Below are 21899 nucleotides of genomic sequence, written 5' to 3'. Positions count from 1 at the left end.
TCGAAGCGTCCTACGATCAATCCCAGACGAGAACCCTCGTCACCACATAAGCGCGGAACGAAACCCAGGGCGCTTCAAGGTGTGCCGCTGCCCGTACTGCACACGTCCCGCGACATCTGCAGACCTGGACCACGTCATCCCGTTCGCCGAGGGCGGCGCAACGAGCGGGTCGAACCTCCAGAGCCTGTGTCGTCATCACCACCGCGCCAAGACGTTCGGCGGATACGCGGTGAGCATGGATGCCGAAGCCACATGCGAGTGGGAGTCGCCCACCGGCCGCAGCTGGGTGACCCGCCCCGGCGGAGCCACGGTGCCGCTGGAACCGCGCGGGGGCCGCGTGGCCTGAGCGCCGCTGTGGCGCAGCTGACGCAGTTCGGTTCACCTGACGCGTTTTGCGCCTGCTCAGACTGCGTCACGTGAACTAAATCGCATCATCTGCCCGCGTCGGCGCGGCGCCCTCACGCCCGCCCGGTGCCGCCAAGCACAGACGGGTTCTCGCTCCGGCGCGTGCGGTTGGCACAATGGCACCCATGACTTCGACGCCCCTGCCCACCGAGATCGCCCAGCGGCTCAAGCGCGACGACTCGGGTCTCGTGGCCGCCATCGTCCAGGATGAGGCGAGTGGCGAGGTGCTCATGCTGGGCTGGATGGACGACGAGGCGCTGCGGCGCACGCTGAACGACGGGCGCGTCACCTTCTGGTCGCGCAGCCGCGGTGAGTACTGGCGCAAGGGCGACACGTCGGGGCATGCGCAGTACGTGAAGTCCGTCGCGCTCGACTGCGACGGTGACGCACTCCTCGTCCGCGTGGAGCAGATCGGGGCCGCCTGCCACACCGGCGCGCGCACCTGCTTCTTCACCGATCTGGACGCCACCGTCGGATCTCCGACACACGCCACTGGCCCCGCCGCGGATGCGATGTCGGAGATCGATCAGCACGACCTCAAGCCGACCCACGAGCAGCACCCCACGGAGGATCCCGCATGACGACGACGCCCAGCCTGGCCGCCGACCTCACCTGGGGCGCCACGTGGCCGAGCGCCGACGTCTTCGCTCACCTCGCAACGGAACGCCGCGTCATTCCCGTCGTCCGACGCCTGCTCGCCGACGCCGAAACCCCGATCGGCGTCTACCGCAAGCTCGCGCGCGACGAGCCCGGCACGTTCCTCCTCGAATCCGCCGAGCACGGCGGCGTGTGGTCGCGCTACTCGTTCATCGGCGCCGCCAGCCGCGCCACGCTCACCGAGCGTGACGGCGAAGTCGTCTGGCTCGGCGACGTGCCCACCGGCCTTCCGACGAGCGGCCTCGCCGTCGACGCCCTGCGCGAGAGCCTCGAACTGCTCCACACCGAACGCATCCCCGGCTTGCCGCCCCTGACGAGTGGCCTCGTGGGCGCCATCGGCTACGACGCCGTGCGCCGTTGGGAGAAAATCGGCGACGATGCCGAGGACGCGCTGGGCATCCCCGAGGTGACGATGCTGCTCGCCACCGACCTGGCCGTCATGGACCACCAGGACGGCTCGCTCCTGCTCATCGCCAACGCGGTCAACTTCGACGGCCTCGACACCGGCGTCGAGGGCGCCTACGCGGACGCCGTTGCGCGCCTCGACGCCATGCAGCAGCGCCTCGGCGACTCGGCACCCTCCACGGTCGCCGTGCCGCACACGCCCGAGCAGGACGTGCGCAGCACGCACACGCGCGAGCAGTTCCACGACATGGTCGAGGCCTGCAAGGAGGACATCCGCGCCGGCGAGGCGTTCCAGATCGTCGTCTCCCAGCGCTTCAGCGTCGACACCGACGCCGACGCGCTCGACGTCTACCGCGCCCTGCGTGCGAGCAACCCCAGCCCGTACATGTACCTGCTGCGCCTGCCCCTGCCCGACGGCGGCGTCTACGACGTCGTCGGCTCGTCGCCCGAGGCTCTCGTCAAGGTGACTGGCGAGCGGGTCATCACCCACCCCATCGCCGGCTCGCGCCCGCGCGGCAAGACGCCGGAACACGACCGGGAACTGGGCGACGACCTGCTGAACGACCCGAAGGAACGCAGCGAGCACCTCATGCTCGTCGACCTCTCGCGCAACGACCTGCAGCGCGTCTGCGGCGCCGGAACCGTGGAGACGGTCGAGTTCATGAACATCCGCAACTACAGCCACGTCATCCACCTCGAGTCGACCGTCGTCGGCACGAAGCGCGAGGACGCCAGCGCGTACGACGTGCTCGAGGCCACCTTCCCGGCCGGGACGCTCTCGGGTGCCCCGAAGCCGCGCGCCATGCAAATCATCGAGTCGCGCGAAGGCTCACGCCGCGGCGTGTACGGGGGAGTGATCGGCTACTTCGACTTCGCCGGTGACGCGGACGCTGCCATCGCCATCCGCACGGCGGTGCTCAAGGACGGCGTGGCCCACGTTCAGGCGGGAGCCGGCGTCGTGGCCGACTCGGTGCCCGAGAGCGAATATCAAGAGACGATCAACAAGGCGGCGGCCGCCCTGCGAGCAGTTGCGACCGCCACCGGGATGGAGCCCATCCGATGAGGGACATCTCCTCGAAGCGCAGCGTCATCCTCCTGTCGCTCATCGCGGGCGTCCTCGCGCTCATCGCCTCCGGACGCGCGTGGATCAACGGCACCCTCAACGACGGCGTCCTCTCGACGAACGCGGTCGACGTGACGGGCAACCAGGCGATCCCGGGGTACTTCGGAATCGCCCTCGTCGCGTGCGCGGGCCTGCTGGCAGCCGCGACGGCCGGTCGCATTGCGCGCTGGCCCGCCGGCGTCATCTCCTTGCTCGGTTCGATTGCCATGGTCGCTCTGACGCTGCGGACACTGCTCGACCCTGCCTCGGCCGTGAAGAGCCGCATGTCCTCCGTCACCGGCCACACCGGTGAAGCGGTGGCCCGCGGCGAGTTCACCGTCTGGTTCTGGGTGGCCGTGTTCACGGCGCTCCTCGCGCTGTTGTCCTCGGTGCTCGGCCTGCTCGGTCTGCGCCGCTGGCACGGTCTGTCGAGTCGTTACGAGGCGCCCGTCGACGGTGAGGCGCCCAAGCGCTCCGAGGAGAGCGACTGGGATCTCATGTCGCGCGGCGTCGACCCGACCGATCGCACCTGAGCGACACGCGCCACACCCCGGGCTCGCACGAGCCGTGTGAGCCTGACAGAATGACCTGGAACACCTCGCCGCGCCCGTCGGATCCGGTACGAATCGGAACGACTCAGCGCGCCCTCATCAAGGAGAAGCCTGACGATGTCCGGAGACAGCCCCTACCTCGACCACGGTCACAGCGTCGCCGCGTGGACGGGCGTCACCATCTGCATGATCGCCTCGCTCATCATCGCGGCCGGTGTCTTTTTCGATAACGACATGCTTGCCATCGTCGGTGGCATCGTCTTCATCGCCGGCGGCCTCGTCGGCTGGGCCATGGGCAAGGCGAACAAGGGCAAGAAGAAGGGCCAGGCGAGCCACGCCTGACCCGTCCCGTGGACAACCCGTGAGGCCGTGGGCCTCACGATGATTGGATAAGACAGTGACCACTGTTCTCGACTCGATCATCGCCGGGGTCCGCGAAGATCTCGCTGAGCGCGTCCACGTCAGGTCCCTCGCCAGCGTCGAAGCCGACGCTCGTGCGCAGGCACCGGCACGTGACGCGCTCGCGGCTTTTCGCGCCTCCAGCGAGCAAGGCCGCATCGGCGTCATCTCCGAGGTGAAGCGCTCCAGCCCGAGCAAGGGCGCGCTCGCCGAGATCCCGGACCCGGCGCACCTCGCGAGCGCATACGCCGACGGTGGCGCGACGGCCATCTCCGTTCTCACCGAGCAGCGGCGCTTCGGTGGGAGCCTCGCCGACCTCGACGCCGTTCGTGCGGCGGTCGACATCCCGGTTCTGCGCAAGGACTTCATGGTCGAGCCGTACCAGTTCTTCGAGGCCCGGGCGCACGGCGCCGACCTCGTCCTGCTCATCGTGGCCGCGCTCGACGACGCCCAGCTGCGCGACTTCCACGACATCACGCGCGAGCTCGGCATGACCGCCCTCGTCGAGGTCCACGACCCCGACGAGGCCGAGCGGGCTCTCGCGCTCGACGCGAAGCTCATCGGCGTCAACGCGCGCAACCTCAAGACGCTGGAGGTCCACCCCGAGGTCTTCGGCCCCATCGCGAAGACGTTGCCGTCGGACGTCGTCAAGGTCGCCGAATCCGGCATCTCCGGCCCGGACGACGCCCGCCGCTACGCCGAGGAGGGCGCCCAGGCGCTCCTCATCGGCGAGGCGCTCGTCAAGAACGGCGCCCCACGCGAGGGGCTGGCCGACATCATCCGCGCCTGCGAAGGAGCCCTGGCATGAGCGAGAAGCAGGTTCGCCCCTCCGGCGAAGGACTGGCCCCGGCGGGCCTCGGCCGGTTCGGCGCCTACGGCGGCCGCTACGTTCCCGAAGCGCTCGTCGCGGCGCTCGAGGAACTCGACGCGCACCGCCTCGCCGCGATGGAGGACGAGGCGTTCACCGCCGAACTCGCCGAACTGCAGCGCAGCTACACGGGCCGTCCCAGCATCCTCACCGAGGTGCCGCGGTTCGCCGAGCACTGTGGCGGTGCGCGAATCTTCCTCAAGCGTGAGGACCTCAACCACACGGGCTCGCACAAGATCAACAACGTCCTCGGCCAGACGCTGCTTGCGAAGCGCATGGGCAAGACGCGCGTCATCGCCGAGACGGGAGCGGGCCAGCACGGCGTCGCGACGGCCACGGCCGCGGCCCTCATGGGGCTCGAGTGCGTCGTCTACATGGGCAAGGTCGACACGGAACGCCAAGCGCTCAACGTCGCGCGCATGCAGCTGCTCGGCGCCAAGGTCGTGCCTGTCGAACACGGCAGCCAGACGCTCAAGGACGCCGTCAACGAGGCGTTCCGCGACTGGGTGGCGAACGTCGAGCACACCCACTACGTGCTCGGCACGGTGACGGGCCCGTACCCGTTCCCCGAGATGGTGCGTGACTTCCACAAGGTCATCGGCGAGGAAGCCCGTGAGCAGATCCTCGCGGAGACCGGACGCCTGCCCGACGCCATCTGCGCGTGCGTCGGCGGCGGCTCGAACGCCATGGGCATCTTCCACCGCTTCATCGGCGACGAGGACGTGCGCCTCATCGGCCTCGAGGGCGGCGGCGAGGGCGTCGAGACGGGCAAGCACGCCTCGCGTTTCACCGGCGAGGGGTCGCCCGGCGTGCTCCACGGCGCCTACACCTACGTCATCCAGGACGACGAGGGTCAGACCGTCGAGACGCACTCGGTCTCGGCCGGTCTCGACTACCCGAGCGTCGGCCCGGAGCACAGCTACCTCAAGGATTCCGGCCGAGCGGAGTACCGCCCGATCACCGACGCCGAGGCGATGGAAGCCTTCAAGCTCCTGTCGCAGACCGAGGGCATCCTGCCGGCCATCGAGTCGGCTCACGCCCTCGCCGGCGCGATGAAGGTCGGTCGTGAACTCGGCCCGGACGGGCTCGTGCTCGTCAGCCTGTCCGGGCGCGGTGACAAGGACGTCCACACCGCCGGACGCTGGTTCGGCCTCATCGACGAGGACGAGGTCGTCGTCGCGGGCGACGAAGAGGAGACGCAGGTATGACGAAGCTGGACGAGGTTCTCGCGGCGACGCGCAGCGAGGGCCGTGCGGCCCTCGTGGGGTACCTGCCCGCCGGTTTCCCGTCGCGCGAGGGCTGCTTGCGGGCGGTGCGCACGATGGTCGAGGCGGGCTGCGACATCGTCGAGGTCGGCCTGCCCTACACCGACCCGCTCATGGACGGCCCGGTCATCCAGACCGCGGCCACGCAGGCGCTCGAGCAGGGCGTGCACGTGCCCGACGTCTTCGCCGCGGTGCGCGAGGTCTCGGACGCCGGGGGAGCGGCCGTCGTCATGACGTACTGGAACCCCGTGCTGCGTCACGGCGTTCGCGAGTTCGCCCAGGACCTTGCCGCCGCCGGCGGTAGCGGTCTCATCACGCCCGACCTCGTGCCCGAAGAAGGCGCCGACTGGATCGAGGTCGCCGACGAACTCGGCCTCGCCAAGATCTTTCTCGTGGCGCCGAGTTCGACGCCCGCTCGCATCGCAGCGACGACGAACGTCACGTCCGGCTTCGTGTACGCCGCGTCCGTCATGGGCGTGACGGGAGCTCGCACGTCGGTGGGCGAGGCCGCCAAGGGCCTCGTCGAGAAGGTGCGCGCCACCACCGATCTGCCCGTGTGCGTCGGCCTCGGTGTCTCCACCGGCGAGCAGGCCCGCGAGATCGGCCAGTACGCGGACGGCGTCATCGTCGGCTCGGCCCTCGTCAAGTGCCTGCTCGACGTCGATCTCGACGAAGGTCTCGAGCGACTTGCGGAGAAGACGCGCGAACTCGCAGCGGGCGTCCGCGGATGACGGACAGGGCGCGTCTCGAGGGCACCCGCATGCCGTGGGTGTCGCTCGTGCTCCGCCTCGCACTGGCCGCGGTGTTCCTCTTCGCCGGTGTGCCGAAGCTGACGAACTCCCCCGCATCGCGCCGGTCGGTGCGTGCCTACGAGCTGTTCTCCTACGACGTGTCGAACCTCATCGGCACGCTCTTGCCGATGGTCGAGGTCGCCCTCGGTGTGCTCCTGCTCGTGGGGCTCTTCACCCGATTTTCGGGCCTGCTCGCTGCGCTTCTTCTCGTCGTGTTCATCGCGGGCATCGCCTCGGCGTGGGCCCGGGGGCTCTCCATCGACTGCGGCTGCTTCAGCGAAGGCGGGGCAGTCTCCGAGAACGCCACGAAGTATCCGCTCGAGATCGCCCGCGACCTCGTTTTCCTCGTCATGGCGGGGGCACTCAGTCTGCGCCCACGCAGCCGGTTTAGTGTGGATCAGGCCCTCTGGGGCTGAACGACACACTCAGGTCTTCTTCGAAAGGTTCGTGCGCATGCGTCCCGACGCTTCCGACAAGTTGGCCTCCGTCGGCCCCAGGAAGGGGCCGAGCAAGGCCGTCATAGCGACGGTGGTGGGGCTTGTGGCCGTCCTCGCGATCGGCCTCGTCGCCTTCATGAGTCTTCGCAAGGACGAGACGCCCCAGGCGACCAGCGCCAAGTCGCTGCCGCAGGGTGCCATGGCGGGCGGCAAGGGCATGCCGGTCTTCGCCGACAAGGCCAAGGACAGCGCGAAGACCGTGGACGTCTACCTCGACTTCCAGTGCCCGTTCTGCGGGAAGTTCGAAACGGCGCAGGGGGAGAAGCTCACCGAACTGGCCAAGTCCGGTGACATCAAGCTGAACTACCACGTCAAGACGTTCCTCGACGAGAACATCCCGGGTGACAACTCGGCCCGCGCCGCCAACGCAGCGTTCTGCTCGGCCAACGCCGGCAAGTTCGCCGAGTTCACGCGCGAGACGTTCGAGAACCAGCCGGATGAGGGCAAGGGCTACACGCAGGACGACCTGCTCGAGTTCGGCAAGAACGTGGGCATCAGCGACGGGGCCGAGTCCGCCTTCGCCTCCTGCGTGAAGAACAACACGTACGGCTCCTACGTCGAGCAGACCGAGGAGCAGACGAACAAGGACGGCGTGAACTCCACCCCTGTCGTGAAGATCAACGGCAAGGACGTCGAGAACGCCGACATGGCCGGAATGATGAACATCGAGGGTTCCACCCCGACGACGATCGACAAGGTTCTGGCGAAGTCCTGATGCTCGCAACGATCCCTTCGCCCACCGAGGGCGTCCTGTGGCTGGGGCCGATCCCGCTGCGCGGTTACGCCCTGTGCATCCTCGCGGGCGTCATCGTGGCGACGATCATCGCCGGTCGTCGCCTCGAGGCCCGCGGGTACGAGCGTGACGCCGCCGTCGGCGTCGTGCTGTGGATCGTTCCGTTCGGCATCGTCGGCGGCAGGCTGTATCACGTCATCACGACACCGCAGCCGTACTTCGGCGACAACGGCAACCCCGTCGACGCCCTCAAGGTGTGGCAGGGCGGCCTCGGTATTTGGGGCGCGGTCGCCCTCGGTGCTCTGGGCGCGTGGATCGGCGCACGCCGTGAGGGCGTGCCCTTCGCCGTTCTGGCGGACGCCATTGCCCCCGGTCTGCCGCTCGCGCAGGCCATCGGCCGCTTCGGCAATTACTTCAACAACGAGCTCTACGGCCGCCGCACCGACGTGCCGTGGGCCCTGGAGATCCACCAGTGGGACAGTGGAGCCGGCAAGGCCGTCGTCGACTCCACGGGTCAGCCGGTTGTGCTCGGCACGTTCCACCCGACGTTCCTCTACGAGGCGCTGTGGTGCCTGCTCATCGCGTTCGTCATCTGGCGTATCTCGGACAGCGGACGTCTGCGTCGCGGACAGGCCTTCGGCCTCTACGTCATGCTCTACCCGGTGGGCCGCATCATCGTGGAGCTCATGCGAAGCGACTTCGCCAACCGCATCCTCGGGCTGCGGGTGAACGTGTGGGTCTCGATCCTCGTCTTCCTCCTGGGCCTGGGAATCTTCCTGGCGCGCAGGAAAGCCGATCCGGATGTCCGGCTGGCACGGGCTGGCGACGACAGCGACAGGCGCGCCGACGACGGCGTGTCCACTGCGTCGTCGGACACGTCCGAGACCGCCACCTCCGACGAGGCGACCTCCACGACGAAGGACTCCACGGACTGAGACGCCGTTCGCACGATGACGCCCTCATTTCATTCAGTGAGATGAGGGTGTCCGCTTTCTGAGCGAAAACGCCCGACAGGCGATAGTCTTCTCGGGCCCGCAGGCCAACGCCGTCCCGCGGTTTGTTCCGAACACTGCTCGACGCACGTGCCGTCTCACGACGATGCGTGCGTCCCGACGACGAACAGGACGGTGAGCCATGTCAGCGCATGCTTTCTCCGCCCAACCATCCGCCCAGGGGCTGTACGACCCCACCTTCGAGCACGACGCCTGCGGTGTCGCTCTCGTCGCGACGATGCGCGGCCACGGCGGCCACGACATCGTCGATGCGGCCCTTCTGGCCCTGACGAACCTCGATCACCGCGGCGCCACCGGCGCCGACCCGCTCGTCGGTGACGGCGCCGGCATCCTCACCCAGATTCCCGACGAGTTCCTGCGCGCCGTCGTCGACTTCGACCTGCCGGCCAAGGGCGAGTACGCCGTCGGTATCGCGTTCCTGCCGCAGGATGCGGACGGTCAGTGGGCCGTCGGCGAGAAGTTCGACGCCATCGCCGAAGAGGAGGGCCTCACGGTTCTCGGCTGGCGCGACGTTCCGGTCGACCCGAGCGTCGTCGGTGAGTCGGCCCGCGAGACGATGCCCGTCTTCCGCCAGGTCTTCCTCGCGGCTGCCGACGGGAGCGTCAGCGGCCTCGAACTCGATCGTCGTGCCTTCTGCGCCCGCAAGCGTGCCGAGCACGACCTCGACGTGTACTTCGCGTCCCTGTCGGCGCGCACCGTGGTCTACAAGGGCATGCTCACCACCGCGCAGCTGGAGCAGTTCTACCCGGACCTGTCCGACGAGCGTTTCGCGACGGCCCTCGCCCTCGTGCACAGCCGCTTCTCGACGAACACATTCCCGAGCTGGCCGCTGGCGCACCCGTTCCGCTTCATCGCGCACAACGGTGAGATCAACACCGTCCGCGGTAACCGCAACTGGATGAGCGCGCGTGAGTCGCAGCTCGAGAGCGACGTCCTGCCGGGCGACATCTCGCGTCTGCTGCCGATCTGCACGCCGGACGCCTCCGACTCGGCCACGTTCGACGAGACGCTCGAACTGCTCCACCTGTCGGGCCGCAGCCTGCCGCACGCCGTGCTCATGATGATCCCCGAGGCGTGGGAGAACCACGCCGAGATGGACGCCGCTCGCCGCGCGTTCTACGAGTACCACGCAGCGTTCATGGAGCCGTGGGACGGCCCTGCGTGCGTCACGTTCACCGACGGCAGCCTCATCGGTGCCGTTCTCGACCGCAACGGCCTTCGCCCCGGCCGCTACTCGGTGACCAAGGACGGCCTCGTCGTCCTCGCCTCCGAGGCCGGCGTGCTCGACCTGCCGCCCGAGGACGTCGTCGAACGCGGCCGCTTGCAGCCGGGCCGCATGTTCCTCATCGACACCGAGGCCGGGCGCATCGTTCCCGACGACGAGATCAAGTCCCAGCTCGCCGCGGAGCGCCCGTACCAGCAGTGGCTCGACGAGGGCATCGTCAAGCTGGAGAACCTGCCGGACCGCGAGCACGTCATGTACTCGCAGAGCTCGGTCGAGCGCCGCCAGCAGACGTTCGGCTACACGCACGAGGAACTCAAGATCCTCCTGTCGCCCATGGCTCAGACGGGCGCCGAGGCACTCGGCTCGATGGGCACCGACACGCCCGTGGCCGTGCTCAGCTCCCGGCCGCGGCTCCTGTTCGACTACTTCACGCAGCTCTTCGCGCAGGTCACGAACCCGCCGCTCGACGCCATCCGTGAGGAGCTCGTCACGAGCCTCGGCACGACGATGGGTCCGGAGTCGAACCTTCTCGGCGACGGTCCGGAGCACGCGCGTCAGGTCGAGCTGGGCTTCCCGGTCATCGACAACGACGAGCTCGCCAAGATCGTCCACATCAACGCCGACGGCGACCAGGAGGGCTTCGCGGCCTACGTCATCCGCGGCACCTACCGGGTCGACGGGGGAGCGAGCGCCCTCAAGGCACGCCTCCAGGGCATCTTCGCGGAGGTGAGCCAAGCGATCGCCGACGGCCACCGCTTCGTCGTGCTCTCGGACCGTGACAGCAACGCTGAGTTCGCACCGATTCCGTCGCTGCTGCTCACCGCAGCCGTCCACCACCACCTCATCCGCGAGAAGACGCGCATGCAGGTCGGCCTCATCGTCGAGGCCGGCGACGTGCGCGAGGTTCACCACGTGGCCCTCCTCGTTGGCTACGGCGCGGCCCTCGTCAACCCCTACCTCGCGATGGAGTCCGTCGAGCAGCTCGCCCGTGACGGCGCGCTCGGTGACATCACGCCCGAGCAGGCCGTGAAGAACCTCATCAAGGCGCTCGGCAAGGGTCTGCTCAAGGTGATGTCGAAGATGGGCATCTCCACGGTGGCCTCCTACCGCGGTGCGCAGGTCTTCGAGGCCCTGGGCCTCAGCCAGGAACTCGTCGACGCGTACTTCACGGCCACGACCTCCCGCCTCGGCGGTGTCGGTCTCGACGTCCTCGCGGCCGAGGTCGCGGCGCGTCACGCGAAGGCGTACCCGAGCGACGGCCAGGGACCGAGCCACCGCACGCTCGAGGTCGGCGGCGAGTACAAGTGGCGTCGCGAGGGCGCACCGCACCTGTTCAACCCGACGACGGTGTTCCGCCTCCAGCACTCGACGCGCTCGCGCCGCTACGACATCTTCAAGCAGTACACGCAGGCCGTCGACGACCAGTCGGCGGAGCTCATGACGCTGCGTGGCCTGTTCAAGTTCGCCTCCGACCGCCCGTCGATCTCGATCGACGAGGTCGAGCCGGTGAGCGAGATCGTCAAGCGCTTCTCGACGGGTGCCATGTCGTACGGCTCCATCTCGCGTGAGGCCCACGAGACGCTCGCCGTGGCGATGAACCGCCTCGGTGGCAAGTCGAACACCGGTGAGGGCGGTGAGGACGTCGAGCGCCTGCTCGACCCGACGCGCCGCAGCGCCATCAAGCAGGTGGCCTCCGGCCGCTTCGGCGTAACGTCGCTCTACCTCACCGAGGCCGACGACATCCAGATCAAGATGGCCCAGGGCGCCAAGCCCGGTGAGGGTGGCCAGCTGCCCGGCCCGAAGGTCTACCCGTGGGTGGCGCGCACGCGTCACGCGACGCCGGGCGTCGGCCTCATCTCGCCGCCGCCGCACCACGACATCTACTCGATCGAGGACCTGGCCCAGCTGATCCACGACCTCAAGAACGCCAACCCGAGCGCGCGCATCCACGTGAAGCTCGTCTCCGAGGTCGGCGTCGGCACGGTCGCTGCGGGTGTCTCCAAGGCCCACGCGGACGTCGTGCTCATCTCCGGTCACGACGGCGGGACGGGCGCCTCGCCGCTCACGTCGCTCAAGCACGCGGGTGGCCCGTGGGAGCTCGGCCTCGCCGAGGCCCAGCAGACGCTGCTGCTCAACGGCCTGCGCGACCGCATCGTCGTCCAGACGGACGGTCAGCTCAAGACCGGCCGTGACGTCGTCATCGCAGCCCTGCTCGGTGCAGAGGAGTTCGGTTTCGCCACGGCTCCGCTCGTCGTCTCCGGCTGCATCATGATGCGCGTGTGTCACCTCGACACCTGCCCCGTCGGCATCGCGACGCAGAACCCCGAGCTGCGCGAGCGCTACTCCGGCAAGCCCGAGTTCGTCGAGACGTTCTTCGAGTACATCGCCGAGGAGGTGCGCGAACTGCTCGCCGAGCTCGGCTTCCGTTCGATCGCCGAGGCCGTGGGTCACGTCGAGGCCCTCGACACCGACGAGGCCGTCGAGCACTGGAAGGCCAGCGGCATGGACCTGTCGCCGATCTTCGCGAAGGCCGAAATGCCGTTCGGTGGCGACCTGTTCAACTCCCAGGGCCAGGACCACCACCTCGACGCAGCACTCGACAACGAGCTCATCGAAAAGGCGAAGGCCGCGATCGAGCAGAAGGAAGCGGTCGCGTTCGAGACGAAGGTGTCCAACGTCAACCGCACCGTCGGCACGATGCTCGGCCACACGCTGACGAAGCGTTACCGCGACGAGCAGCTGCCCGACAACCTCGTCGACATCACGCTGCGCGGTGCCGCGGGGCAGAGCTTCGGCGCCTTCGTGCCGAAGGGGCTCACGCTGCGCCTCGTCGGTGAGGGCAACGACTACGTCGGCAAGGGCCTGTCGGGCGGACGCATCATCGTGCGCCCCGACACCGACACGGTCCTCGTCGCGGAGGAGAACGCCATCGCCGGCAACGTCATCGCTTACGGCGCGACGAGCGGCGAACTGTTCCTGCGCGGCAAGGTCGGCGAACGCTTCTGCGTGCGCAACTCCGGTGCCACCGCCGTTGTCGAAGGCGTCGGTGACCACGGGTGCGAGTACATGACGGGCGGTCGCGTCCTCATCCTCGGCCCGACGGGACGCAACTTCGCGGCCGGCATGTCCGGCGGCGAGGCCTACGTCCTCGACCTGCGCGAGGAACTCGTCAACGCCGAACTCGTCGACATCACGGGCCTGCGGGAGAGCGACGAGGAGATCGTCAAGGAACTGCTCACCCAGCACGCCGAGGAGACCGGTTCGGCCGTCGCCACGTCACTGCTCGAGGACTGGCCCGCCAGCCTCGTGCGCTTCTCGCTCGTCACGCCGCGTGAGTACCAGCGCGTGCTGAGCATCCGAAAGGACGCCGAAGGCATGGGCGTCGACCCCGACAGTGCCCAGGTGTGGGACCAGATCATGGAGGTGTCGTCTCGTGGCTGACCCCCGCGGATTCCTCAAGACCCGTGAGCGCGAGCTTCCGGCCCGTCGCCCCGTTCCCGTTCGTATCCGTGACTGGAAGGAGGTGTACGAGGAGCAGCAGCTCGGCACCCTGCAGCGTCAGGCCGGCCGATGCATGGACTGCGGCATCCCGTTCTGTCACTCGGGCTGCCCCCTCGGAAACCTCATTCCGGAGTGGAACGACCTCGCGTGGAAGGGGGAGTGGGAGGAGGCCATCGAGCGCCTTCACGCCACGAACAACTTTCCCGAGTTCACCGGGCGCCTGTGCCCGGCGCCGTGCGAGACGGCGTGCGTGCTCGGCATCAGCCAGCCCGCGGTGACGATCAAGCAGATCGAGAAGACCACCGTGGACGAGGCGTTCGAGCGCGGCCACGTCGCGCCGCAGGTGCCCACGCGCCTGACGGGCAAGACGGTCGCCGTCGTCGGCTCCGGCCCTGCCGGTCTCGCAGCGGCCCAGCAGCTCACGCGCGCCGGTCACACCGTGGCCGTCTACGAGCGTGACGACGCGCCCGGTGGCCTCATGCGCTACGGCATTCCCGAGTTCAAGATGGAGAAGGCCGTCCTCGACCGCCGCATCGACCAGATGAAGGCCGAGGGCACCCGGTTCCGCTGCAACAGCGAGATCGGCGTGACGATGACGGCGGAGTCGCTGCGTGCGCGCTACGACGCGGTCGTGCTCGCCATGGGCGCAACCGTGCGTCGCGACCTGCCGGTCGAGGGTCGCGAGTTCAAGGGCACCTACCAGGCCATGGAGTACCTGCCCCAGGCCAACCGTGTCTCGCTCGGCGGCGAGGTGGAGGACCAGATCCTCGCCACCGGTAAGGACGTCGTCGTCATCGGTGGCGGTGACACCGGCGCCGACTGCATCGGCACCGCACTGCGTCAGGGCGCGAAGTCGGTGACGAGCCTCGAGATCATGGCGCGTCCGGGTGAGGACCGCCCGACGAACCAGCCCTGGCCGACCTACCCGATGATCTTCCGTGTCGCCTCGGCGCACGAGGAGGGCGGCGAGCGTGTCTACTCGGCGTCGACGAAGGAGATCATGGGCGACGCCGACGGCAACGTCACGGGCCTCAAGATCGTCGAGGTGACGTTCGAGAACGGAAAGTTCAACGAGGTCGAGGGCAGCGAGCGGGTCATCCCTGCGCAGCTGGTACTCCTCGCGATGGGCTTCCTCGGCCCGCAGGGCGAAGGCCTGCTCGAGCAGCTCGGCGTCGAGAAGGACGAGCGCAGCAACGTCAGCCGTGACGCGAACTTCATGTCGAGCGTGCCCGGCGTGTTCGTTGCAGGTGACTGCGGCCGCGGTCAGTCGCTCATCGTGTGGGCCATCGCCGAGGGCCGTTCGGCGGCCCACGGCGTGGACACCTGGCTCATGGGCGACTCGACGCTCCCGGCGCCGATCGCGCCCACGGATCGTCCGCTGACGGTCTGATCGCAGCCTCGAAGGCCCTCGTTCGCAGTACGCGGACGGGGGCCTTCGGCGTCCCCGAGCGGGTACTCACCAGTAGGGCAATTCGGGGGTCTCAGCGCGCGATACCGCGTGATGTGAGCCTTCGACGGGGGCTAGGGTTGAGGCATGCGTCGCGCAAAGATCGTAGGAACTCTAGGTCCCGCATCCGAAACCCCCGAACGTATCCGTGAGCTCGTCGAGGCCGGCCTCGACGTGGCCCGCTTCAACCTTTCGCACGGCTCGTACGACGAGCACCAGACGCGTCTCGACAACGTCCGCGCTGCCGCCGAGGCAACCGGTCGCGCTGTCGGCGTCCTGGCCGACCTGCAGGGCCCGAAGATCCGCACGGCTCGTTTCTCGGGTGGCCCGGTCGAACTCGCCAAGGGCGACCGCTTCACCATCACGATCGATGACGTCGACGGCAACGCCGAGCGCGTCGGTACGACGTACAAGGGCCTGCCGGGTGACGTGAAGGTCGGCGACGACCTGCTCATCGACGACGGCAAGGTCGCCCTGCGTGCCGTCGAGGTGACCGACACCGACGTCATCACCGAGGTCGTCGTGCCAGGCACGGTGTCGAACAACAAGGGCATCAACCTGCCCGGCGTGGCGGTCAGCGTGCCGGCCCTGTCCGAGAAGGACGAGGCCGATCTGCGCTGGGCGCTCAAGGCCGGTGCGGACCTCATCGCCCTGTCGTTCGTCCGTGACGCGGCCGACATCGTGCGCTGCCACGAGATCATGGACGAGGAGGGTATTCGCCGCCCCGTCATCGCCAAGGTCGAGAAGCCGCAGGCTGTCGACAACCTCGAGGAGATCGTCGATGCGTTCGACGGCATCATGGTGGCCCGCGGTGACCTCGGTGTGGAACTTCCTCTCGAGGACGTCCCGCTCGTGCAGAAGAAGGCCATCGAGCTCGCCCGTCGCGCCGCGAAGCCCGTCATTGTCGCCACGCAGGTGCTCGAGTCGATGATCGAGAACCCCCGTCCGACGCGCGCCGAAGCCTCCGACTGCGCCAACGCGGTGCTCGACGGCGCGGACGCCGTCATGCTGTCGGGCGAGACCTCGGTGGGTGCCTGGCCGGTCGAGACGGTGCGCACGATGGCGCGCATCATCGCCTCGACCGAAGACCACGGGCTCGACCGCGTTCCGGTGCTCGGCACGAAGCCGCACACGAAGGGCGGGGTCGTGACGAAGGCCGCTGTCGTCGTCGCCACCGAGCTCGACTGCAAGTACCTCATCAACTTCACGACCACCGGTGACTCCGCGCAGCGCATGTCGCGTCTGCGCCCGAGGACGCCGATCGTCGCGTTCACGCCCGACCCGGTCGTGCGCGCCCAGTTGGCGCTCGTGTGGGGCATCGAGACGATCTGCCGCCCGAAGGTGCGTCACACCGACGAGATGGCGCAGCAGGTCGACGAGATCTTCCTCGGCGACGGTCGCGTGTCCGAGGGCGACCTCGTCGTTATCGTGGCCGGCTCTCCGCCTGGAATCCCCGGCTCGACGAATGCGCTCCGCGTCCACAAGATGGGTGACGCGAAGAACCGGGTGGCTCCTGCGTACAACGCGGTAGGCACCGAGGCCTGATCGGCCGGCCGGTCTCGAAACACCCCTGACAAGCCCACGTTTCCGTGCGCTGTCGGGGGTGTTTCGCGTCTGTGGCCATGGGCTGTCCCGATGACGGCGGCGGGCCCGGCGTCGGCTAACATGTCCGGGTCACGCGCCGACGTGGTGGAACGGCAGACACGGAGCACTCAAAATGCTTTGCCTTCGGGCGTGGGGGTTCGAATCCCCCCGTCGGCACACAGGAGGTCCGTCAGTGATGGCGGACCCGCAAGGCCCTCGTCCAGCACCGGGCGAGGGCCTTCGTCCTCTCACTGGAGGGATGAATGACCGAGATCAACTCGCATCTCCGTTTCGAGGACGTACCGCGCGAGCTGGAGGCGATCTCGTTCGCCCTCGACTCCTGCGGGTGGATGGACTGCTCCCTCGCGGCGAGCGACGGGTTCACACTGACGGTCCGGGCGAGCTACGTCTCGGACGTGCTGGCCGACTTCCTCGACGCAGCGTGGACGCTGGCGACGGAATCGTCGCGCGCCGCGACCTTCGTTCTTCACGGCGAACCTGACGCGACGATCGTCGGATGCCTCGCCACCGAGAACGACGTCCTGCTGGTGATCACCTCGAGCGAGGACCGTCGTGCGTATCGCTTCACGTCGACGTCCGGGCGTTTGGCGCGGTTGATCTCTGACGGCGTCGCAGCCGTCGATCGGGGCGCGTACCTCGACACCTGGCCGACGCATCCGTTCCCCGAAGAGCGGCTCAGCAACCTCGGTGAGCTCTTGGGCGCTTAGCAAGGTGTCGCCCAGTGGGCCGCGTACCCGTAGAGCGCCGGGGTGAAGCCCTCGCGGCGCCTCAGTAGGGTTGAGCCATGCTCTCGAAGGACACTCAGCTGTGCATCTCGATGTCGGGCAACCCGAGCAACATCGGCACGCGCTTCCACAACCGCCTCTACGACGAACTCGGGCTCGACTACGTCTACAAGGCGTTCTCGCCCACCGACCTCGAGCAGGCCGTGGCGGGCATCAGGGGGCTGCCGATCCGCGGCGCCGCGGTGAGCATGCCGTTCAAGGAGCAGGTCATTCCCATGCTCGACCGGCTCGACGAGTCGGCGAAGGCCATCGATTCGGTCAACACGATCGTCAATGACGACGGAGTCCTCACCGGGTACAACACCGACTACTCGGCCGTCGCCTCACTCCTGGCGAGCCACGGCGTGCCGACCGACCTGACGATCGCCGTGCGGGGGAGCGGCGGCATGGGCAAGGCCGTCGTCGCAGCCTGTCGGGACACGGGATTCACCCACGGAACCCTCGTCGCGCGCAACGTGGACACGGGCCGTGTCCTCGCCGAACAGTACGGCTGGGAGCACTCGCGCGAGGTGCCGGAGGGAACTCGCGTCCTCGTCAACGTCACGCCGCTCGGCATGGCCGGGGGCGAAGGGGAGGGCCAACTCAGCTTCACCGAAGCGGAGATCGACGCTGCGGACTGGATCGTGGACGTCGTCGCCAAGCCGAGCGAGACCCCACTCATCGCGGCGGCGCGTGAGCGCGGCAAGAGCGTCATCACCGGGGCCGAGGTCATCGCACTCCAAGCCGCCGAGCAGTTCGTCCTCTACACGGGCGTGCGTCCCACCGACGAGCAGATTCGCGCGGCGTCGGAGTTCTCCCGCTCCAAAGCATGATTGGCTGCGTGATCGAGTCGTGTTCGACGCGGGCTTAGGATGCTCCGGGTGACGACGAACAGCGCTGAACCGACGAACACCCTTCCCCGCGTCGTGGTGGCCGAGGACGAGGCCCTCATCCGCCTCGACCTCGTCGAGATGCTCGAGGACAACGGATACGACGTCGTCGCGGCGGTTTCCGACGGCGAGGCAGCACTCGCCGCCGTTCGCGAGCATCGCCCCGACCTGGCCGTGTTCGACGTCAAGATGCCGGCCAAGGACGGCATCAGCGCCGCAGAGGAGATCGGCCGCGAGCACCTCACGCCCGTCGTGTTGCTCACCGCGTTCAGCGACAAACACCTCGTCGACCGTGCCGGCGACGCGGGCGTCATGGGTTACGTCGTCAAGCCGTTCACCTGGAACGACCTCGGCCCGGCGCTCACCGTCGCGCTGCGTCGCTGGAGTGACACCCGGTCGCTCAGTGACGAACTCGAGGAGATGAAGACGCGCTTCGAGGCGCGCAAGTCGCTCGACCGTGCCAAGGGGCTGCTCACGACGAAGCTCGGCCTCGACGAGCAGGCCGCCTTCCGGTGGATCCAGAAGACGGCCATGGATCGGCGCCTGTCGATGCAGCAGGTCTGCGACGGTGTCATCGCCGAGTTCGGCGACTGACCCTGCACTCAGTTCACTGGTCGCGCAGCATGCACGTGATGCGTGCCGTGCAGGTGCGCCGCCCCTGGTCGTCGGTGATGACGACGTCGTAGGCCGCGAGAGTGCGACCGAGCGACAAGGCGGTCGCCGTCGCCGTCACGATGCCCGAACGCGCCGAGCGGTGGTGCGTGGCGTTGATGTCGAGGCCGACCGCGTAGCGGCCCGGGCCCGCGGCGATTGCCGCACCGATCGAACCCACGCTTTCGGCGATGACGACGTTCGCGCCGCCGTGGAGGAGACCGTAGGGCTGGGTGTTTCCCTCCACCGGCATCGTCGCGACGACGCGCTCGGCGCTGGCCTCGACGATCTCGATGCCCATGCGCTCGTCGAGCGTTCCCCTGCTCATGTCGCGCAGCATCGCGAGTTCCTCGTCGGTGGCGGGGCGGTTCTCCGCGGCGGAGGAGGGGCGGGAAGCGTCGGTCATGTCGGTCGCCTTTCGGGTTGTCAGTGTCGGGACATAGGCTGCCATGTGTGAAGCGCTTGTTGTTGCTGGACGGTCATTCCCTCGCCTACCGGGCGTTCTTCGCGCTGCCCGCGGAGAACTTCTCCACCTCCACGGGGCAGCACACGAACGCCGTGTACGGCTTCACCTCGATGCTCATCAACGTCCTGCGCGACACCGAACCCACCCACCTCGGTGTGGCCTTCGACGTGTCGCGTCAGACGTTCCGCACCGAGGAGTACGCCGAGTACAAGGCGGGGCGCGCCACGACGCCGAACGAGTTCAAGGGGCAGGTCAGCCTCGTCAAGGAGGTGCTTGACGCCATGGGCGTCGCGCACATCGAACTCGACGGCTACGAGGCCGACGACATCCTCGCCACGCTCACCACGCAGGCCGTCGATCAGGGCTTCGACGAGGTGCTGCTGTGCTCCGGTGACCGTGACGCCCTGCAGCTCGTGGGGGACAAGGTCACCGTCCTGTACCCGGTCAAGGGCGTCTCCGAGCTCACGCGCATGACGCCGGCCGCCGTCGAGGAGAAGTACGGCGTTCCGCCCGAGCGCTACAGCGACCTCGCGGCCCTCGTCGGTGAGAAGTCCGACAACCTGCCCGGCGTGCCCGGCGTCGGCCCGAAGACGGCCGCCAAGTGGCTCACGACCTACGGCGACCTCACCGGTCTCGTCGCCTCCGTCGACCAGATCAAGGGCAAGGCCGGCGAGTCCGTGCGTGCCCATCTCGACGGTGTGCTGCGCAACCGCCGCCTCAACCAGCTGCTCACCGACGTCCCGCTCGACCTCGGACCGGACGACCTCGTGCGAGCGGACTGGAACCGTGACGAGGTGCACCGCGTCTTCGACGGTCTCGAGTTCAAGGTGCTGCGCGACCGCCTCTTCGCCACGCTCGGCACGAGCGAGCCGGAGGCCGAGGGCAACGTCGATGTCGACGGCGAGGTCGTCGCCGAGGGCGGCGCCGAGAAGGCCCTGGCCTCACTCACCGGACGCACCGGCGTCCACGTCCTCGGCACCTGGGCTCGCGGCACCGGTGACGCTGCCGGCATCGGTCTCGCAGGTGACGACGGTCGCGCGCTCTACGTCGACCTCACCGCGCTCACACCGGACGACGAGAAGGCCCTCGCCGCCTGGCTCGCCGACGAGTCCAAGCCGAAGGCGATGCACGACGCCAAGGGCCCGATGCACGCCCTCGACGCGCGCGGACTCACGTTGCGGGGTCTGACGAACGACACGGCGATCGCGGCCTACATCGTGCGACCCGACCAGCGCTCGTACGGCTTCGACGACCTCCTGTTGCGCTACTGCCACATCGAGCTCCCGCAGGCGGGTGACGCTGCCACCGGTCAGGGCATGCTCGAGCTCGGCGGCACCGCCACGGCCGAGACCGACGACGTCATGGCACGCGCAGCGGCCGTCGCCAAGCTCGCAACGGCACTCGACGAGGCCGTCGCCGAGGTCGGGGGCACCGAGCTCATGGCCGACCTCGAAATGCCCGTCGTCGACGTCCTCGCCGGCATGGAGAAGGCCGGTATCGCCGTCGACCTCGACGAGCTGCAGAACCTCGAGAGCGACTACGACGCCCTCGTCGTCCAGGCTCAGCACGACGCGTGGGACGCCATCGGCGGCGAGCAGGTCAACCTCGGTTCGCCCAAGCAGCTGCAGACGGTGCTCTTCGAGACGCTCGGCATGCCGAAGACGAAGAAGACGAAGACCGGCTACACGACGGATGCCGAGGCTCTCGCCGACCTCTACGAGAAGGAGCCGCACCCGTTCCTCGAGGCGCTCCTGCGCCACCGCGACTCCTCGAGGCTGCGTTCGACCGTGGCCGGTCTCATCAAGTCGGTCGCCGACGACGGCCGGATCCACACCACGTACCAGCAGACGATCGCGGCCACGGGCCGCCTGAGCTCCACCGACCCGAACCTGCAGAATATCCCGATCCGCACCGAGTCGGGCCGCCGCATCCGACGCGTGTTTGTCGTGGGTGAGGGCTACGAGTGCCTCATGTCGGCCGACTACTCGCAGATCGAGATGCGCGTCATGGCGCACCTGTCCGGCGACGAGGGCCTCATCCACGCGTTCAACGAGGGCGAAGACCTGCACCGCTTCGTCGGCTCGCGCGTTTTCGGCGTCGAGCCCGACGGCGTCACGCCCGAGATGCGCGCCAAGGTCAAGGCCATGTCGTACGGCCTGGCCTACGGCCTGTCGGCCTTTGGCCTGAGCAAGCAGCTACGCATCTCCACCGCCGAGGCCCAGCGCCTCATGGACGGCTACTTCGAGCGCTTCGGCGGGGTGCGTGACTACCTGCGTCATGTCGTCGACGACGCGCGCGCCGTCGGTTACACCGAGACGATGATGGGCCGCCGCCGCTATCTGCCCGACCTCGCGAGCGACAACCGTCAGCGCCGCGACATGGCCGAGCGCATGGCGCTCAACGCGCCCATCCAGGGCAGCGCGGCGGACATCATGAAGAAGGCGATGCTCGGCGTCGACGAGGCGTTGCGCGAGGGCGACTACGCCTCACGCGTCCTGCTCCAGGTGCACGACGAACTCATCCTCGAGATTGCCGAGGGCGAACGCGAGGCCGTCGAGAAGCTCGTGCGCGAGCAGATGGGCTCGGCTGCCGATCTCGACGTTCCGCTCGACGTCAACGTCGGCACCGGCGCGAGCTGGCAGGACGCCGAGCACTGATCGGCTC

The 21899-nt window shown here is 68.4% G+C and carries 19 protein-coding genes and 1 tRNA gene; 19 read left to right on the top strand and 1 reads right to left on the bottom strand.

The window, feature by feature from the left end; all coding sequences use genetic code 11:
- Positions 1 to 79 precede the first annotated feature (79 nt).
- The 18 genes from IM689_RS14910 (at position 80) to IM689_RS12520 (ending at position 18712) form a co-directional block, all read left to right on the top strand.
- On the top strand, positions 80 to 346 hold the full coding sequence (locus IM689_RS14910; protein WP_193644256.1) for an HNH endonuclease: 267 nt from the start codon (positions 80 to 82) through the stop codon (positions 344 to 346).
- A gap of 175 nt (positions 347 to 521) precedes the next feature.
- Positions 522 to 986, top strand: a complete 465-nt coding sequence (gene hisI, locus IM689_RS12600) for a phosphoribosyl-AMP cyclohydrolase (RefSeq protein ID WP_193644255.1) — start codon at positions 522 to 524, stop codon at positions 984 to 986.
- Positions 983 to 2530 carry an anthranilate synthase component I gene (locus IM689_RS12595; protein WP_193644254.1) on the top strand — a complete coding sequence of 516 codons (1548 nt, stop codon included), beginning with the start codon at positions 983 to 985 and terminating at the stop codon, positions 2528 to 2530. Before hisI ends, IM689_RS12595 begins: the two co-directional genes overlap by 4 nt.
- Complete coding sequence (locus IM689_RS12590; protein WP_193644253.1) at positions 2527 to 3102, top strand: Trp biosynthesis-associated membrane protein; 576 nt, start codon at positions 2527 to 2529, stop codon at positions 3100 to 3102. The genes IM689_RS12595 and IM689_RS12590 overlap by 4 nt, the downstream gene beginning before the upstream one ends.
- A gap of 135 nt (positions 3103 to 3237) precedes the next feature.
- Complete coding sequence (locus IM689_RS12585; RefSeq protein ID WP_193644252.1) at positions 3238 to 3462, top strand: HGxxPAAW family protein; 225 nt, start codon at positions 3238 to 3240, stop codon at positions 3460 to 3462.
- Between the two features lie 55 nt (positions 3463 to 3517).
- Entirely contained in the window at positions 3518 to 4327 is an 810-nt protein-coding gene (gene trpC, locus IM689_RS12580; RefSeq protein WP_193644251.1) for an indole-3-glycerol phosphate synthase TrpC, read from the top strand.
- The gene (gene trpB / locus IM689_RS12575; RefSeq protein WP_193644250.1) at positions 4324 to 5595 is read left to right on the top strand and encodes a tryptophan synthase subunit beta; all 1272 of its coding nucleotides are present in this window, start codon (positions 4324 to 4326) and stop codon (positions 5593 to 5595) included. The genes trpC and trpB overlap by 4 nt, the downstream gene beginning before the upstream one ends.
- Positions 5592 to 6383: a tryptophan synthase subunit alpha gene (gene trpA, locus IM689_RS12570; RefSeq protein ID WP_193644249.1), complete on the top strand. Its 792-nt coding sequence runs from the start codon at positions 5592 to 5594 to the stop codon at positions 6381 to 6383. Before trpB ends, trpA begins: the two co-directional genes overlap by 4 nt.
- Positions 6380 to 6859 (top strand): MauE/DoxX family redox-associated membrane protein, encoded by a 480-nt coding sequence (locus IM689_RS12565; RefSeq protein ID WP_193644248.1) that lies wholly within the window; start codon positions 6380 to 6382, stop codon positions 6857 to 6859. The genes trpA and IM689_RS12565 overlap by 4 nt, the downstream gene beginning before the upstream one ends.
- A gap of 37 nt (positions 6860 to 6896) precedes the next feature.
- Positions 6897 to 7655, top strand: coding sequence for a DsbA family protein (locus tag IM689_RS12560; RefSeq protein WP_193644247.1), 759 nt, complete (start codon positions 6897 to 6899; stop codon positions 7653 to 7655).
- Complete coding sequence (gene lgt, locus IM689_RS12555) at positions 7655 to 8608, top strand: prolipoprotein diacylglyceryl transferase (protein WP_193644246.1); 954 nt, start codon at positions 7655 to 7657, stop codon at positions 8606 to 8608. The genes IM689_RS12560 and lgt overlap by 1 nt, the downstream gene beginning before the upstream one ends.
- 199 nt (positions 8609 to 8807) lie before the next feature.
- A complete protein-coding gene (gltB, locus tag IM689_RS12550; protein WP_193644245.1) occupies positions 8808 to 13352 on the top strand; it encodes a glutamate synthase large subunit in 4545 nt (1514 codons plus the stop codon).
- Positions 13345 to 14802: a glutamate synthase subunit beta gene (locus tag IM689_RS12545; RefSeq protein ID WP_047312724.1), complete on the top strand. Its 1458-nt coding sequence runs from the start codon at positions 13345 to 13347 to the stop codon at positions 14800 to 14802. The genes gltB and IM689_RS12545 overlap by 8 nt, the downstream gene beginning before the upstream one ends.
- Before the next feature lie 144 nt (positions 14803 to 14946).
- Complete coding sequence (gene pyk / locus IM689_RS12540) at positions 14947 to 16404, top strand: pyruvate kinase (protein WP_193644244.1); 1458 nt, start codon at positions 14947 to 14949, stop codon at positions 16402 to 16404.
- A 135-nt stretch (positions 16405 to 16539) separates the two neighbouring features.
- A tRNA-Leu gene (locus IM689_RS12535) sits at positions 16540 to 16620 on the top strand.
- Positions 16621 to 16706: 86 nt separating this feature from the next.
- A complete protein-coding gene (locus tag IM689_RS12530) occupies positions 16707 to 17171 on the top strand; it encodes a hypothetical protein (protein WP_193644243.1) in 465 nt (154 codons plus the stop codon).
- Between the two features lie 77 nt (positions 17172 to 17248).
- Complete coding sequence (locus IM689_RS12525) at positions 17249 to 18061, top strand: shikimate 5-dehydrogenase (RefSeq protein WP_193644242.1); 813 nt, start codon at positions 17249 to 17251, stop codon at positions 18059 to 18061.
- Between the two features lie 39 nt (positions 18062 to 18100).
- On the top strand, positions 18101 to 18712 hold the full coding sequence (locus IM689_RS12520) for an ANTAR domain-containing response regulator (protein ID WP_193644241.1): 612 nt from the start codon (positions 18101 to 18103) through the stop codon (positions 18710 to 18712).
- Positions 18713 to 18725: 13 nt separating this feature from the next.
- Here the strand turns inward: IM689_RS12520 and IM689_RS12515 are convergent, their stop codons facing one another.
- Positions 18726 to 19175, bottom strand: coding sequence for a PaaI family thioesterase (locus IM689_RS12515; RefSeq protein ID WP_406565500.1), 450 nt, complete (start codon positions 19173 to 19175; stop codon positions 18726 to 18728).
- A 47-nt stretch (positions 19176 to 19222) separates the two neighbouring features.
- On the opposite strand from IM689_RS12515, the gene polA reads away from it, so the two are divergent.
- On the top strand, positions 19223 to 21892 hold the full coding sequence (gene polA / locus IM689_RS12510; protein ID WP_193644240.1) for a DNA polymerase I: 2670 nt from the start codon (positions 19223 to 19225) through the stop codon (positions 21890 to 21892).
- Positions 21893 to 21899 lie beyond the last annotated feature (7 nt).

This window comes from Dermacoccus barathri (genome assembly GCF_015070805.1).
Classification (GTDB): Bacteria; Actinomycetota; Actinomycetes; order Actinomycetales; family Dermatophilaceae; genus Dermacoccus; species Dermacoccus abyssi.
Note: the sequence above shows the minus strand (reverse complement) of the source record. Positions and strands in the feature narration are given on the sequence as shown.

Excerpts from the sequence above, each read along its gene's own strand:
- hisI (WP_193644255.1), top strand. The coding sequence starts at position 522 with ATGGCACCCATGACTTCGACGCCCCTGCCCACCGAGATCGCCCAGCGG.
- IM689_RS12595 (WP_193644254.1), top strand. The coding sequence starts at position 983 with ATGACGACGACGCCCAGCCTGGCCGCCGACCTCACCTGGGGCGCCACG.
- IM689_RS12590 (WP_193644253.1), top strand. The coding sequence starts at position 2,527 with ATGAGGGACATCTCCTCGAAGCGCAGCGTCATCCTCCTGTCGCTCATC.
- IM689_RS12585 (WP_193644252.1), top strand. The coding sequence starts at position 3,238 with ATGTCCGGAGACAGCCCCTACCTCGACCACGGTCACAGCGTCGCCGCG.
- trpB (WP_193644250.1), top strand. The coding sequence starts at position 4,324 with ATGAGCGAGAAGCAGGTTCGCCCCTCCGGCGAAGGACTGGCCCCGGCG.
- trpA (WP_193644249.1), top strand. The coding sequence starts at position 5,592 with ATGACGAAGCTGGACGAGGTTCTCGCGGCGACGCGCAGCGAGGGCCGT.
- IM689_RS12565 (WP_193644248.1), top strand. The coding sequence starts at position 6,380 with ATGACGGACAGGGCGCGTCTCGAGGGCACCCGCATGCCGTGGGTGTCG.
- IM689_RS12560 (WP_193644247.1), top strand. The coding sequence starts at position 6,897 with ATGCGTCCCGACGCTTCCGACAAGTTGGCCTCCGTCGGCCCCAGGAAG.
- lgt (WP_193644246.1), top strand. The coding sequence starts at position 7,655 with ATGCTCGCAACGATCCCTTCGCCCACCGAGGGCGTCCTGTGGCTGGGG.
- gltB (WP_193644245.1), top strand. The coding sequence starts at position 8,808 with ATGTCAGCGCATGCTTTCTCCGCCCAACCATCCGCCCAGGGGCTGTAC.
- pyk (WP_193644244.1), top strand. The coding sequence starts at position 14,947 with ATGCGTCGCGCAAAGATCGTAGGAACTCTAGGTCCCGCATCCGAAACC.
- IM689_RS12530 (WP_193644243.1), top strand. The coding sequence starts at position 16,707 with ATGACCGAGATCAACTCGCATCTCCGTTTCGAGGACGTACCGCGCGAG.
- IM689_RS12525 (WP_193644242.1), top strand. The coding sequence starts at position 17,249 with ATGCTCTCGAAGGACACTCAGCTGTGCATCTCGATGTCGGGCAACCCG.
- IM689_RS12520 (WP_193644241.1), top strand. The coding sequence starts at position 18,101 with ATGCTCCGGGTGACGACGAACAGCGCTGAACCGACGAACACCCTTCCC.
- IM689_RS12515 (WP_406565500.1), bottom strand. The coding sequence starts at position 19,175 with ATGACCGACGCTTCCCGCCCCTCCTCCGCCGCGGAGAACCGCCCCGCC.